At 67.2% G+C, this 14,179-nt stretch carries 10 protein-coding genes and 1 tRNA gene; 7 read left to right on the top strand and 4 right to left on the bottom strand.

Translation table 11 applies throughout. The features are described 5' to 3' along the window. The first annotated feature begins 42 nt into the window (after positions 1-42). Both ihfB and CKO23_RS00220 read left to right on the top strand, forming a co-directional pair. Positions 43-411: an integration host factor subunit beta gene (ihfB, locus tag CKO23_RS00225; protein WP_200327731.1), complete on the top strand. Its 369-nt coding sequence runs from the start codon at positions 43-45 to the stop codon at positions 409-411. 522 nt (positions 412-933) lie between these two features. Continuing rightward, positions 934-1,008: transfer RNA gene (locus CKO23_RS00220), tRNA-Val, on the top strand. A gap of 241 nt (positions 1,009-1,249) precedes the next feature. Here the strand turns inward: CKO23_RS00220 and CKO23_RS00215 are convergent. Continuing rightward, complete coding sequence (locus CKO23_RS00215) at positions 1,250-4,870, bottom strand: sulfite exporter TauE/SafE family protein (protein WP_200327730.1); 3,621 nt, start codon at positions 4,868-4,870, stop codon at positions 1,250-1,252. A gap of 234 nt (positions 4,871-5,104) precedes the next feature. On the opposite strand from CKO23_RS00215, the gene CKO23_RS00210 reads away from it, so the two are divergent. Beyond that, a complete protein-coding gene (locus tag CKO23_RS00210) occupies positions 5,105-5,440 on the top strand; it encodes a hypothetical protein (protein ID WP_200327729.1) in 336 nt (111 codons plus the stop codon). A gap of 1 nt (position 5,441) precedes the next feature. Here CKO23_RS00210 and CKO23_RS00205 read toward each other — a convergent pair whose 3' ends face one another. Next, on the bottom strand, positions 5,442-6,020 hold the full coding sequence (locus CKO23_RS00205) for a DUF1566 domain-containing protein (RefSeq protein WP_242482124.1): 579 nt from the start codon (positions 6,018-6,020) through the stop codon (positions 5,442-5,444). 275 nt (positions 6,021-6,295) lie between these two features. Here CKO23_RS00205 and CKO23_RS00200 point away from each other — a divergent pair, with 275 nt between their 5' ends. The 4 genes from CKO23_RS00200 (at position 6,296) to CKO23_RS00185 (ending at position 12,557) form a co-directional block, all read left to right on the top strand. Then, the gene (locus CKO23_RS00200) at positions 6,296-10,459 is read left to right on the top strand and encodes a hypothetical protein (protein ID WP_200327728.1); all 4,164 of its coding nucleotides are present in this window, start codon (positions 6,296-6,298) and stop codon (positions 10,457-10,459) included. Positions 10,460-10,578: 119 nt separating this feature from the next. Then, positions 10,579-11,016 carry a hemerythrin domain-containing protein gene (locus CKO23_RS00195; protein ID WP_200327727.1) on the top strand — a complete coding sequence of 146 codons (438 nt, stop codon included), beginning with the start codon at positions 10,579-10,581 and terminating at the stop codon, positions 11,014-11,016. Positions 11,017-11,019: 3 nt separating this feature from the next. Next, the gene (locus CKO23_RS00190) at positions 11,020-11,280 is read left to right on the top strand and encodes a DUF2249 domain-containing protein (protein ID WP_200327726.1); all 261 of its coding nucleotides are present in this window, start codon (positions 11,020-11,022) and stop codon (positions 11,278-11,280) included. Further along, the gene (locus CKO23_RS00185) at positions 11,274-12,557 is read left to right on the top strand and encodes a hypothetical protein (RefSeq protein ID WP_200327725.1); all 1,284 of its coding nucleotides are present in this window, start codon (positions 11,274-11,276) and stop codon (positions 12,555-12,557) included. Before CKO23_RS00190 ends, CKO23_RS00185 begins: the two co-directional genes overlap by 7 nt. Here CKO23_RS00185 and CKO23_RS00180 read toward each other — a convergent pair. Further along, entirely contained in the window at positions 12,538-13,389 is an 852-nt protein-coding gene (locus CKO23_RS00180; RefSeq protein WP_200327724.1) for a sirohydrochlorin chelatase, read from the bottom strand. The genes CKO23_RS00185 and CKO23_RS00180 overlap by 20 nt on opposite strands. Positions 13,390-13,682: 293 nt before the next feature. Continuing rightward, complete coding sequence (locus CKO23_RS00175; RefSeq protein ID WP_200327723.1) at positions 13,683-14,099, bottom strand: hypothetical protein; 417 nt, start codon at positions 14,097-14,099, stop codon at positions 13,683-13,685. Positions 14,100-14,179: the final 80 nt, after the last annotated feature.

Below are 14,179 nucleotides of genomic sequence, written 5' to 3'. Positions count from 1 at the left end.
AAGCGCCGGGTTCCCGCCGGTTTTTTCCAGGAGTCGATGACTATGACGAAATCGGAGCTGATCGACATTCTGGCCGCTGAGCAGGATCATCTTGCCTACAAAGATGTCGAAGAGGCTGTCAGAAAGATCCTCGAGCGCATGAGCACGGCGCTCGCGTCCGGCGAACGGATTGAGATCCGTGGATTCGGGAGCTTTTCGCTGCACTACCGTCCGCCACGCATCGGTCGGAACCCCAAGACAGGCGACTCCGTCGCGCTGGCTGGCAAGTACGTCCCGCACTTCAAGCCGGGCAAAGAACTCAGGGATCGAGTCAACGAAGCCTTCCAAGGGTCGGCCCAAACCGATCTGGCCGGCGACGACGATGACGACGAAGAGATCCACGACAACGTCCAGGTCGCTGCCGCTCGTTGAGTCGAGGCAACTCCACCAGCGCCGTCGTTCTTGGCGCGTTAGGCTCGTTTTCCGCTTCGGTATCCCTGGCTGTTTCTCCCGATCTTATCCGCCTGAGAGGCCGCGTCTTGAGCAGCGCTCAATGCCCGCGTGATCCAAAGTAGTTTGAAGCGCTGGTACTCCTAGGGGCGTGCCCATCATCCTGGCTCCGAGCCTTGGAGAATGGGCGCGTTCGTTTCTGGAATTCACCTTGTGCCCGGTGATCCGCCGCTCCTGATGGCGCACTGCTCCGAACAGTGCCGCTCAGGACGAAGCGATCCTGGTCAGTCGGCGTGATCCGCGCGATGTCCTACGGGATCGTCGCCACGCCGACTCAGCCGCTAACGCGCAAGGTCCATCTGGTCTCCGACGACCTGCGCCTCCCATACCCCGAGCGTCCTTCGGCCGCAGGATCGGGCTGGCCAGAACGGATTCGCTGCGCGCTCTGGGGCTGCAAGTATTGACCAGAATACGCAAGATCAGATATATTTCGAAATCCAATCAGGGCGCATAGCTCAGCGGGAGAGCACTGCCTTCACACGGCAGGGGTCGCAGGTTCAATCCCTGCTGCGCCCACCAATAAAATCATTCCAGACTAAAGCCGGCCTCGCGCCGGCTTTTGTTTTGGGTCCCTGTCAGACCCGAATTGCGGACCTTACATCGACCTCGAATCAGGCCGCCGCCTCAAGTCTTTCCCGGCATCAACCCGGACTCGCCCGAAAGGCTGTTCAACGGCTGGATCCGGATTGAAGGGCGCCATTCGTAGGTGCGCCCTCTGAGTGGCGGTCATGCTTACCCGACGGCTCCCTCGGATTGCGGCTTATCCCAGCCGGATCTCCTTCACTGTTGCTCCCACCCTTTCGCTGAAGACCGCGATGTCTTCCTGGATGAGCGCCCGGCACCTCTCGCCCAGATTGGTGACCGGGCCGGTCAGCTCGGCTTCGAGGTGGAGTTCTGGTTCCAATAGCCACAGACGCAGCCAGAGCTGGAGCTTGCCGGCATCGGAGGGCGGTCCCGTTTCGAGCGTCAGGGTGAGCTCGAAGGAGGCGGTCGACAGGCGAGGGCGCCCGGTCTCGATCCGCATCAGGCCGCACTCGGGATCCTTGCAGCGGCGCCTCAGCGCATAGCCCAGCTCGCGGTCGCAGAATTGGCAGATGGTCTGCTCGATCTCGGCGAGGTGGCGTTGCGCATCTCGCAGACGCATGGGTGCCTCGGTTCCGGTGCGGATCTGGGTGCGTAGAACGGCCCTCAGGCGGTCGAAGGCCTTGGGCAAGGTGCCGCTGTGGAAGCCGCGCCTGAGACAGGCGCGCATGGTTTCGCCGTGACTGCCGAGAATGGCGGGCTCCAGGGGGGCTTCGGGCAGGTCGGTGCGGCGCAGGGCGCGCAGTCCGCGGCCGAGTCCGAGTTCGGGCTGCAAGGCGCCGTGATTCGCGGCATAGACCTTCCAGTTCTCCTTGAGCTCCCAGACCAGGAAGCCACCCAGCCCAGGCAGCAGGAGCACGGTGAGCGTGACGAAGGGGAGGGCGACCCATTTGGGGGCGACCGGATCGAGCAGCTCGACCAGGAATCGCGTGATCATGGGCAAGAAGGGCAGCAGGATCTTGTGCGCGACGGTGACCACGGGAAAGTGCTTGATGGGGTTGATCTGGGGCTCGACCAGCACGGTCACATAGAACTGGATCACGGACTCTAGCAACCGCCAGACGGGCACCAGGATCGACTTGATCAGGAGCTGCGGGATGGACTCGCCCAGATGATGGCTGAGCCGCTCTTCGATGCGGTGCAGCCCTTGCTGGAAGCGCCTGGTCAGCTCTTTGAAGAACTGCATCAGCTCCTGGATGAGGCCGATCACCAGGGTCTGGTTGAGGCGGCGCAGCAGGCGCCCCGCGGCGCTGGCCAAGTCGTCCAGCAATCTGCGTCCCGCTGGCGTGTTGCGCACGAGGACGCCCAATGCCAGCGTCAAGGCGACGAGCGAGAAGCTCGGCTCGATCCACTCGCCCTCGATCAGGCTTGCAAGCCCAATGACCGGCAGCATGAGCGCCGTGCCGATGAGGAAGGGTCGGAGCAGATTGCGGTCCAGTCCGCGCACGACCTCGGTCTCGAGCAGCCGGCTGATGGGTCGCCAGCGCGCGATTCGCCGCAGTCCGTCGAAGAGCAGCAGGCGCAGGCCCCACCAGAGACCCTGCAGGAAGGCGCGCGCGCCCAAGCGCCCGGCCCGTGTGTAGGCAATGGCGTTGAAGGCCGCGGCGATGGCGACGATCAGTACGGGGTTGGCAAGATGGTGCGCGTGCTTGTGAGCGACGAAGAGGCTGATGAGAACGTCCAGGGTCTTGAGCCCGATGAAGGCGAGCAGCAAGGGCAGGATGAGGTGGCGCAGGAGCAGGCGTCCCACTGGCGTCCCGAACAAGGGGGCGCCGAGCTGCTGCAGCCCCTTGATGTAGATCTCGCCGCGCCGATAGACGCCCGGCAGGGCGCGGGCGGCACTGCGGTCGAAGCGGGCAAGGCGGTCGCCGCGGACGAGTTCTCGCACGGAGAGGTCCGGCAAGCGGATCACATTGCGTGCGACCAGGTCGCGGACGTCCGTGAACTTCAGGTGCCGCCGGCGGCGAATGACGTCGAGCAGCTCGAGCAGGAGCTTGTGGAAAGCGACCTCCTCGCGATGGGTGCTCGGCGTAAAGCCGGCCTCGCGCAGGGCGCGACTCAGATGCGGCTTGAGCTGGCGCTCCAGTTGATCCGTGATGCGCCCGGACAGCGCCCGCAGGGGCGCGATGGACTGTTCCAGCTCCGCCAACGGCCAGCCCGTGCGCTCCATTCGGCCCAGGCTGGTATCGAGCGCGCGCAGTGCCTTGAGGTTTGCCTGGAATGGCAGGATCTGGCGGATGTGCTGACGCCCGAGGGTGAAGAGCCACGCGAGGGGGCGGAGTTGGTAGTAGGTCGTTCGGCTCTCCAGAAGGACCCGTTCGAGATCCTTGAGGATGGCGCGCCTGTTGCGCATGCGCCGTGCGCCGCCGACAGTGGCGCTCAACCGCTTGACCAGTCGGGTGAGCGCCCGTCCATCGTCGCGGGCGAGCTTCCACTTGGCGGCCAGGAGGTCGCAGAGCGCATCCTCGGCGAGGATCCGGCGCTGCCGGAGGATGGCGCGGACCCGTTGCGCATCGGGGGCGCAGGGCTCGCCCATGGCGTCGAAGCGCCGCTCGGCGACGCCTAGGTGCTGGATCGCGGCGGAATAATGGTCGTGCAGCTCGGCGCGCTGCGCCTGACGGATGGCGTGTCTGAACAGGCGCAGGTAGATCTCGAGGCGCAGTCCGCGCGCGGCCTTCGGCGGGCGGCTGCGTCGGCGAAAGCGATCGGTCAGCCTGAGCAGCGAGAACCCGAGCAGCACTTCAAGGAGCGGCGCGAAGAGGCCGATCAACCAGTCGCCGGTGCGCCGCCTCCAGTCCTGTCGCGGCAGCTGGGATCCCTGCCGGAGTGCCGCCAGGCAGCGTGCCTCCGGAGCCGTGCCGGAGATCGGCTGTCGGTCGGCGAGGTCGGTCGCGAGATCGGCGAGGTCGATGGCGTCTTCAGGCGCCAGGTCTACCGGCTGTGCGACAGACGCGCCCTGATCCGCCCGGAAATCCGGATCCGAGCAGCCGTAGGGCAGCGCGGCCGGTAGGGCGGCATATTGGGCCGGATGGCCGCAGCGCCGGTCCGGACGGGTGCGCTCCAGGAGCTGGGGTAGACGGCCGCCCGACCTTGGCGGGGGGAGATCCAAGCCGCTCTCGACCAGCCAGAGATCCAGGGCCTGCCAGTCGTGGATGGCTGGGAAGAAGAAGCCGCGCACCCCGGGGCTGAAGTAACGCAGGCGTGCCACCAGGGCGACGAAACCGCGGCACAGCGTGGCGTCGTCCAGTCCGGCTGGGATGACGGCGTCGCGCGTCAGTACCTCACGCACCTCGCTCCAGGCGGTCTCGCCGATGCGTTCGCGCAGACCCGCGGCGCCGAAACGGGTGGCGTCCACGCCGCTGTGATCCACGCCGCTGTGATCCAGGCCGGTGTGGCCAAGGTTGTCGCTGCGGGCCATTTCCCAGCTGCGCGCGACCTCGCCCTCGAAGCGCCTTGCCCAATAGTCCCTCAGCAGGCGCGTCAGGCTGGCCTCGTCCGGGCGCACCTGCTCCGGCATGGGTAAGAGGATGACCTGATCGGGCAGGTTCAGCCCCTCGATCACGGCGAGCGCCTCGGGGTTTTCGGACTCCAGCCCGCGCAGGAAGGCGCAAGAGGGCATCAGATAGTAGGTGAGCGTGGGCGTCGAGCCTTCGTAGCCCAGCGTCTCGAGGTGCTCTTCGATCAGGCGCTCCATGGCGCGCGGGTGGAAGAGGAAGACGCCTTCGGCCGGTTTGAAGACACGGGAGCGAAACAGGCGCGTGGCCGATTCGCTGTTCTGCGCTAACGATGGTTCAGACACGGATGGGTCGATTCTCGGGGAGGGATCGCTCGAACCCTGGGAGGGTGCGTGGCTCAGTCCGCGGTCGATGCGGGCGTTCGATCATCAGAACATTTCAACGATGATCCGAGACAGGTTCGGGGTTATACTCGGTCGCTTCGGTGGATTTCGGGACAGATCGCACCCGCACCCCAAGACCTAAATCATAACATGATGGCGGCGGCGTCGATCTTGATGGAGTGATGACCCTCGGCTATGCACTATCGTGTCTTCTATCTCTTCGATCGATCCGGCGAGTCGATTTCCTCGGCGAGCGCCGTTGAAATGAGCGCGCGCGCGATCTGCGAGCAGCTTCTGCCTCGGCTGCAAAGCGAGGATGACTATCTGGGCATCATCGATGCCCAAGAGAACACCCTGCAGATCCTCTTCGAGCCGCAGTCCCAGCGCTATTGGGTTGAGCTACCCATCGATGCCGCCAAGGCATCCTACGGGCGCTTTCTCGGGCTCGACGAGCTGAGAGCGCTGATGATGGCGCTGCCCGCGGTCTTCGATCGCGAGGCTCTGCCCGGCCTGGAATACCGCCCCTGGTAGTTTAGGGCTTCGGCTCGCTCTTCAAGGTGCCGCGGACGAGCCGGACCCGGCCGTTCTGCGTCTTTCCGGCACGATAATACTGTCCGCCAAAGAAGCTCACCGCCCAGGCGCGATCCAGGCCGCCGGTATCCGACGAAGACGACCAGAACAGCACGCCCTTGGTATTCGGGAAGACCTGCGGGTTGATGGCCGGTGAGTAGTGACACTTCTCGATGATGGTCAGCAGCTCTTCCCCTGTCGGTAGTCGCCACTCCCCCCCGGCACCCTTGGCGAGCTTGATGGCCTTGGCCCAGGGGATGGCGTTCGGGCGACCCTGACAGCCTCTGGCATCGGCGTCCCAGGTCTGACCTTCCGCACACCGCTTCCACTCCAGTGTCGTGCGCTCGTGGCGCACGACAGCGCCGTCTTCGAGCAGGGCGAATTCGGTCGAGGGCGTCGTTTCAGTCAGTCCCTTCGCGCAGGCATCCGAGGCACTCGGAATGTCCTCGGCGAGCGCCGTCGAGCCGAATAGGGCCGCGAGCGCGAGGTGTAGGATCCAAGGGCGCATCCCTTTGCCCTTGCCGTGCGGCGTTGCGTTCATCCCAGTCTCCAAAGCTCACCCCAAACGATGGAAGGGCAGCGGCTCACAGCCCGGCAGCCGCACTGAGCGGATCAGGCCATCGCCGTCGACAGCCTTGGGTTGCGTCTGTGCGACCGGGGATCCACCATAGCCTCAGCGGATTGCCAGGGGAGGCCCATATCATGTCCTGCTGCGTCGCAAGACTGCCGGAGAATCCAGCCCATGCCAACCGCCGAGCGCGAGGCGGTGCGGCGTGGTTCCTCTCGCCCTGCTCATGGTGGCCGGGATTCGCCGGCGTGTGGACGCTGGTTCTGCTCACGGCGCTCCAGCTCGCGGGTGCCGGCGCGCAGGCCGCGGCGCCAGGGGCGGACAACGCGGGCCAGGGTGTCACGGATCCTGTCGCTCTGGGTATCCCCGAGGTCTTGCAACCCTGGATCCCCTGGGTGCTGACGCAGGGGCCGGATGGCCAGGATCGGCGCGGCTGCCCGATCGGTGACGGCGATGGGCAGCGGATCTGCGCCTGGCCCGGCGCACTGAGCCTGGATCTCTCGGCGCAGGCGGGGCGGTTCGAGCAGCAGTGGACCCTCTTTGCCGATCAGTGGATCCCCTTGCCGGGCGATGCCGACACCTGGCCCTTGGATGTGCTCGACGGCGGGAACCCCCTGGCGGTGGTTCTACGCGACGGGCGGCCCGCCGTCCGGCTGTCGGCCGGGAGTCACACGCTGACCGGAGCCTTTGGCTGGTCGCGCCGCCCCGAGTCACTCGTTCTGCCCGCCGAAACGGGCATGCTGACGCTGGTCTTGGACGGCGAGGCGCAGCCTTTGGTCCAGCGCGCGACCGACGGGCGCCTGTGGCTGCGCGAGCCCAGACCGCCCGCGGGCGAGGAGGCGGGCGATCAGCTCAGAGTCGAGGTCTACCGCCGCATCGAGGACAGCCTGCCGCTGCAGGTCACGACGCGGCTGGAGCTGGAGGTCTCGGGGCGGGCACGGGAGGTCCGTCTGGGGCCGGTTCCGCTCGCCGGTGGCGTGCCGCTAGACGTTCGCAGTCCGCTGCCGACCCGCTTGGAGATGGATGGCTTGCTCTACGTGCAGGTCAGTCCCGGACGCTGGCAGATCACGGTGACCAGCTATCAGGCGGGCGCGGTGAGTGCGCTTGCGCGAGCGCACGCGGATGCGCCCTGGCCGGCACGCGAGGTCTGGGTCTTCGTTGCCCACCCCGAGCTGCGTCAGGTCGAGATCGGCGGACTCAGTCCGCTCGATCCGAGCCAGACGCGCCTGCCCAAGGAGTGGACGCGGTTTCCGGTCTACCTGGTCGGCCCCGGCGAGCGGATGACCCTCGCCCAGCAGCGTCGTGGGGACGCCGACCCCGAGCCGGATCGGCTGGGTCTGGCACGCGAGCTTTGGCTGGATTTCGACGGTTCTGGTTATACGGTACGCGACCGGATCAGCGGCCAGCTGACGCGCCACACGCGCCTGGATGCCGGGGCGGAGCTTGCGCTCGGTCAGGTTCAGGTCGACGGCAGTCCGCAGCTCATCACCCGCCTGGAGCCGGCGACGGCAACGGGTGTGGAGGTGCGACAGGGACACCTGGACCTGGTCGCGGACGGGCGGCTCGAGGATCCACCCGAGGTCGTTCCGGCCTCCGGCTGGGCCTTTTCCTTGATGGACGCAACGAGCCGTCTCTACCTCCCGCCCGGCTGGGATCTGCTCGCCGTCTCGGGTGTGGACAACCTTCCAGACACCTGGCTCTATCGCTGGACGCTGCTCGACCTCTTCCTGGTTCTCATCCTGACGATCGGGATCGGCCGCATCTGGGGCTGGGCCTGGGGCGCACTGGGGCTTGCAGCGCTTGCGCTCACCTGGCAGTCGCCCGGCGCGCCCCAGCTGGTTTGGCTGCACCTGCTCGCGGCCGCCGCGCTCTTGCGTCTGTTGCCGCAAGCGTCATTGCAGGCGGGTGTCTCACGTCTGCGCGGCCTGGTCCTTTGGTACTGGCGGCTGAGTTTGGTGGCGCTGCTGGTGGTGGGTCTGCCCTTCCTCGTCGCCGAGGTCCGCGGCGGGCTCTACCCCCATCTGGAACGCGCAAGCTGGGGCGTCTTGGGCGCCGCCGCCGTTCGCCAACCGGCGACGGAGCTGGATGGTGCCGGGGGTCCCCCCGCGCCAAGCGTTGGGTTCGATGAGTTCCTCAGCGAACGCTCGTCGAGGATGGTCGAGGACTCGGCCGAGTCCCTGGGCTTGCTCAAGGCGTCGCCAGCGCCGCGGCCGCTGGAGCGTCTGGACCCCAATGCCCAGGTCCAGACTGGCCCTGGCATTCCCAGCTGGCAGTCCAAGGCGTATGAGCTGGTTTGGACCGGCCCCGTCGGACAGACCGAGCAGGCCCGGCTTTGGCTGCTGACCCCCACCTGGAATCTGATCCTGGCGCTCTGCGGTAGTCTCTTGATCGTGCTGCTCGGGTTGCGTCTGGCCGGTGTCGTCCGCGATCCCAAGCATTCGCAAGGCGTCCTGGTCCTGCTGCTCGCCTGCGGACTCGGTGGTCTGACGCTGCCGGCGCCGACGCGGGCCGCGGAGCTGCCCCGCGCCGAGCTGCCCAGCATGGATCTACTCGGGCAACTGCGTGAACGTCTGCTCGAGCCGCCGGACTGCCTGCCCCAGTGCCTCGAGCTGTCGAGGCTCTCCGTCCGCGCCGAGCCGGAACGGCTCACCCTGGAGCTGACCCTGGATGCCGCCGTGCCGCTGGCCGCGCCCGTCCCAGGCGGTAGTGGTGGCTGGTCGCCGACCGAGCAGCGGCTCGACGGTGACCCTCTCGATCGCATCCGCCGCGGGGCCGACGGGCGGCTCCTGGCGCCGGTGCCAGCGGGGCGCCACAGTCTGCTGCTCGCGGGTCCGCTGCCAGCGCGCAATGCGGTCGGTATTCCGCTGCCACTGGCGCCGCGTCACCTCCAGGTCGAGGCCGACGGCTGGCGGGTGGAGGGCCTGGATGCCGACGGGCGACCCGGTCGACAGATCCAGTTGGTGAGGCTGGCCGAGACGGGCGCCCAGACCGATCGCCCCTTGACGCAGGATGCGCTCCCGCCGCTGCTGCTGGTCGAGCGCCGGCTCGGGATCGGGCTCGACTGGCGTGTGGAGACGCGGGTCAGCCGCCTGTCCTCGCCAGAGTTTCCCGTGCTGCTACCGATCTCGCTGCTGCCCGGCGAGGCGGTCCAGACGCCCGGCGTCCAGGTCGAGGATGGGCGGGTCAGGCTGGCGCTGGCGCCAGGCGAACGGGAGGCGGTCTGGGTTTCCAGCCTGGAGCCGATCTCTGACCTGACCCTCAGCGCCAGCACGGATACGCGGCTCGCCGAATCCTGGCAACTGGATGTGAGCACACTCTGGCACATGGACGCCGCCGGCATCCCCCCGGTGCACCAGCGGGGCGAATCCGACCGCTGGCTGCCGAGCTGGAGGCCGTTGCCGGGGGAGACCTTGACGCTGCGCTTCACCCGGCCGGCCGGCGTGCCGGGGCCGACGCTGACCCTGGATCGGGTGGATTTCCAGGTCGCGCCTGGGCGACGCGGCAGCGATGCCGTCCTGGTCCTGCAGATCCGCAGCAGCCAGGGCGGCCGGCATCGCCTGCGCCTCCCCGCAGGCGCCGAGCTCCGGGAGCTTGCCGTGGACGGGCGGGCGCTGCCGCTGCCGTCCGACCCTGCCGCGATCGAGCTGCCCTTGACGCCGGGCGCGCAGGAGATCCGTCTCGCCTGGCAGACCTCTCAGGTACTGACGATCAGCTATCGGCCGACCGTCCCCGACCTTGGGGCCACGGCGGTGAATGTGTCGGAGCGGCTGCGGGTGCCGGACGATCGCTGGGTGCTCATGGTGGCCGGACCCGAGATCGGTCCGGCGGTGCTCTTCTGGGGCGTGCTCATCGTGATGGCGGGCCTCGCGGTGGTCCTCGGCCGCAGCCCCCTGACCCCATTGCGGATGCACGACTGGTTCTTCCTCAGCATCGGGCTCAGCCTCTCCCACGTCTGGGTGATGCTGCTGGTGGCCGCCTGGCTCTTCGCGCTCGGGGTGCGTCGGCGGCTCGACGCCAGCACGGGGCCTTGGCGTTTTAATCTGACCCAGGTCGGTCTCATCCTGCTGACCCTGCTCGCCCTCGCGGCCCTGATCGGCGCCGTGCAACAGGGGCTGCTCGGGCGTCCGGAGATGCAAATCGTCGGCAATGGATCCTATGGCGGGATGTTGAGCTGGTATCAGGATCGCGCGGGTCCGCTGCTGCCCGATGTCTGGGTGCTCTCGGTGCCCATGTGGGTCTATCGGGCGCTCATGCTGGCCTGGGCGCTCTGGCTCGCCTTCCGCTTGCTCGACTGGCTGCGCTGGGGCTGGGAGGGCTTCTCGCGCCCGCAGCTCTGGCGCGAGCGCGCCAAGACCCAGCGGGCAGCCTCGGGGAAGGAGGCACAGGAGCGCCCCTGGACACCGAGCCCCTGAGGGGCGGGGCGATCGCGTCCGTCCGCCGGCCCGGCGAGCCATGACGCAAGTCAAGGTCCGGGTCGGTCTCGCGCGCCAGAATGCCTGTCATCTCAGTTCTCAACGAGGCGCCTTCGGCCATGACCTCAGTCATTACGGATTCTTTCACCCACGACCATCACCGCTGCGACCGTCTACTCGCCGCCGCGGAGACCAGCCTGACGCTGGGGGATTGGTCGGAGATCGCGCCGGCGGCCCAGGCGCTCGTCGCGGCCATGGAGCAGCACTTCAGGCTTGAGGAAGAGACGCTCTTTCCGCAGCTTGCGCAGGTCTTCGCGGTGGCCGCCAACCCGATCGAGGTGATGACCGCCGAGCACGCCCAGATGCGTGCGCTCTTCGAGGATCTGACCGCCGCCGTCGGGACGCGCGACAAGGATGCCTGTGTCGGCATTCTCGAGACCCTGCATTTCGTCGGGCAGCAGCACAACTACAAGGAGGAGACCGTGCTCTATCCCATGGCCGACGGTGCCCTGCGTGAGCGCGGTGAGGGGATCGCCGCTTGCCTGCCGGCGCAGTGAGCCATGGAGCGATGCGTCCTGGACGTGCGCTGGCTGGAGCCGCCCGAGCCCATGGAGCGGATTCTCGACACCCTGGCGGACATGCCACCCGGAGAGCGCCTTTGGGTGCTGCACAGGCGTGAGCCCTTCCCCCTCTACGACCTGCTCCGGCGCATGGGCTACGGCTGGCAGGCGCGCGGCGGGGAAGAGCGTTTCGAGATCCTGATCTGGTCGGCCGAGTATCCGCCGCATCCGGATGAGCTGGTGTGGGGCATCCCATGCTGAACACGACCGGGCTGAGCCTGGATCAGGCGCCGCCAATCACGGTGCCCTTCGCCTTCTTCCTGGCCGCGCCCTTCTTTGCGATGCTGGTTGGTCTGCTCCTGGTTTGGCAAGGCGAGGCGGTCCTGGCCTCGCGCTGGTCCCCCGCGGCCTTGGCCGCAACGCACCTGCTGGCACTGGGTTTTCTCACCCAGATCATGTGCGGGGCGCTCTTCCAGATGCTCCCCGTCCTCGCCGGCGCCCCTGTTCCGGGCGTGGTGCCGGTTGGGCGTCTGACGCAGCTCTGTCTGGTGCCGGGCTCGCTGGCGCTGAGCTGGGGGCTCTATGCGGGCGGCCGGGTCTGGCTGATGGCCGGCGGGACGGCTCTGGCCGTGGGCGTCGCCGTCTTTGCGAGCGCAGTCGGAATCGCCTTGGCGAGAGCGCGCGGCGTGCCGCGGACCCTGATGGCGATGCGGCTCGCACTTGTGGCCCTGGTGATGACCCTGCTGCTGGGGCTCATGCTGCTGACGGCGCTCTTGGGCGCACAGATCCCGAGGTTTTCGGCCTGGGTCGATCTGCACCTCGCCTGGGGTCTGCTGGGCTGGGCGGGTCTGCTGATCATGGGGGTCGGCTATCAGGTGGTCCCGATGTTTCATGTCACACCCGGCTACCCGGCCTGGGCGACCCGCGCCGGGGCGCCCTTGGTGATCGCCGGGCTGCTTGGGGCGACGCTTGCGACTGGCATGGGTCGGGTGGACGCGGCGGCCTGGCTGTCTTTGTTCGCGGCGGTTGGGCTGGCCGTCTTCGCCATGGTCACGCTGAGCCTGCAACGCCGGCGCGAGCGCCCGCGGATCGACGTCACCTTGCTCTACTGGTGGACGGCCATGCTCGCGATCCTGGCCTCGGCCGCCGCCTGGCTCCTCGGCGGGCGAGGGGAGTTGGTCGGGGTGCTGATGCTCCTGGGTGTCGGCGTTGCGCTACCCACGGGCATGCTGCTCAAGATCATGCCCTTTCTGAGCTGGTTCCATCTCCAACACCGGCAGGTCGGCGCGCGGCGCTTCGCGGTGCGTCTGCCGCATATGCAGGTCTTCATTCCGGAGCGCGCGGCGCGCGTCCAGCTCGGTGTCTTTCTGGCGGCGCTCCTCTGCGCGAGTCTGGCGGCTGGCCTCCCGGGGCACCCTTTGGCGGGATGGCTGGGACGTACCGCTGGAGCGGCCCTGCTGGTGTCATCCGCGTTGCTCTGGTGGCTGCAGCTGGGCTGCTATCGGCGGTATCGGCGCATCAGGTGTCAGTTAGGCTGAGGGTCGACCAGCGCCGCGCCTCGGCCATTCGGGCGGCGAGGATCTCGACCAGGCCCGGATGATCGCCCACCAGCGGCGAGGTCAGGATGCGAAACCCCGGATGCGCGGCCATCACGCGCTCGCAGATGTCGGCGATGTCGCCGCCGGCGCCGGCGTGCCGGCCCGCGGAGAGGAAGAGCATCGAGAGTAGGACCGGGGTGCGGGCATCGGCCTCTGCCAGTGCAATCAAAAGATCTTCCAGCAATGGACCATTGAAGTCGTAGTCAGGCCCTGGACGGCGCTCCATGACGGCCTGCTCCAATGCAACACCACTGCCGAGGCGTTGGCCGAGCTGTTCGGCCAGCCATCGCCGCACCGCCGTGACCTGCGGGATGGGTGACCCGTGATCGACCAGGACGACGCGCTGCGCTTTCAACGCGTTGGCCAGAGCCGTCTGCTGGACCTGATCGATGAGGATGTCCGCCAGTCTTGGCTCGCCTGCCGGGAGAGGGCAGAGTTCTGGGGCGATCTGGAGCTCGAAGCGACCCAACTCGGCGGCCACCTCCGCCGCGGTCTCCGGCACGTACTGGGTCAGGGCGCGGCTTGGCCCGAAGAAGAGCGGAACGAGCACCAGATCCCGGCAACCCTGCGCGATCAGGCGCCTGAGCGCGGGGGCGAAGGTCTCCGCGCTGCGTCCCTCCAGACGGTCGCTGGGGATCTGGTCGGAGTGCAGCAAGGAGATGGGATGCAGGGTCTCGCCCAGGCGTGCGGAGACTTCCTCGGCCAGCCGCCTTAGATTCAGCGTCGATTCCGGTCGCTTGGAGCCATTGTCGACGAGCAGTAGGGTGCGCATACCGAGGAGCCTGTGCGACGTGGGTGATTTCCGGTACACAGCATCCTTGCTTGGCGCGGCGTCGATCATCCTTCGCGCCAGTCGTCTTTTGTGGGATCGACAAGCGCAGCGCCGTCCACCAACAAGGGCACGGGATTCGGTGGACTTCGCTCTCGCTCGTCCACCCTACCGGTCCAACGATGATCAAAGCCCTCGACGCCCTCCAGGATGGGCACGTCCGGCAAGCCTTGACGCACCCTTCGGGGCCGGAGCGCGGACTTTGCCCATCCTACCGATCTGAAAACTGAAAACTGTTACCGATGGACGCCGTGATCCGCCAGCCATTGGGTATCCAGCTCCCAGTCGACGCTTTTGACGTCCGGTTGGGCGAGGATCAAGCCCATCGCCCGTTTCTGGTGATTGATGAGATCTTGCTGGGCCTCGATCATTGCCGGATCGTCCTGCGTCTTGCCGGCCACCTTGGGATTGATGATCTCAAGAAAACGGATGGCTGGTATATCGAAGGAGCGGGGTGTTGAGATAACTGCGACGCCGTTCTTGAAAGAGCGCACGCGAAACTGGTAAGGATAGGACGCGAGTGTCGGGTCGGAAACCAGGACGTCGTCCAGGCCCCAGACCGCGGGCTGCCAAGCGGACTTGATGCCGAAAAAGATGGCAACGACAATGACAACGCCGAGCAGGATACTGTAATTTCGTGTAAAACGATCCATGCGTTTTCTCTCATGGTGAAGGTAGGTTAGTGAATGGGAGCTGCGTAGCCGAGACTTCCCGCTAGAATGGCTTCGAAGCG

The sequence above is a fragment of the Thiocystis violacea genome, assembly GCF_016583565.1.
GTDB lineage: Bacteria > Pseudomonadota > Gammaproteobacteria > Chromatiales > Chromatiaceae > Thiorhodococcus > Thiorhodococcus violaceus_A.
Note: the sequence above shows the minus strand (reverse complement) of the source record. Positions and strands in the feature narration are given on the sequence as shown.

Excerpts from the sequence above, each read along its gene's own strand:
- CKO23_RS00205 (WP_242482124.1), bottom strand. The coding sequence starts at position 6,020 with ATGAACGCAACGCCGCACGGCAAGGGCAAAGGGATGCGCCCTTGGATC.
- CKO23_RS00180 (WP_200327724.1), bottom strand. The coding sequence starts at position 13,389 with ATGCGCACCCTACTGCTCGTCGACAATGGCTCCAAGCGACCGGAATCG.
- CKO23_RS00210 (WP_200327729.1), top strand. The coding sequence starts at position 5,105 with ATGCACTATCGTGTCTTCTATCTCTTCGATCGATCCGGCGAGTCGATT.
- CKO23_RS00190 (WP_200327726.1), top strand. The coding sequence starts at position 11,020 with ATGGAGCGATGCGTCCTGGACGTGCGCTGGCTGGAGCCGCCCGAGCCC.
- ihfB (WP_200327731.1), top strand. The coding sequence starts at position 43 with ATGACGAAATCGGAGCTGATCGACATTCTGGCCGCTGAGCAGGATCAT.
- CKO23_RS00195 (WP_200327727.1), top strand. The coding sequence starts at position 10,579 with ATGACCTCAGTCATTACGGATTCTTTCACCCACGACCATCACCGCTGC.
- CKO23_RS00175 (WP_200327723.1), bottom strand. The coding sequence starts at position 14,099 with ATGGATCGTTTTACACGAAATTACAGTATCCTGCTCGGCGTTGTCATT.
- CKO23_RS00185 (WP_200327725.1), top strand. The coding sequence starts at position 11,274 with ATGCTGAACACGACCGGGCTGAGCCTGGATCAGGCGCCGCCAATCACG.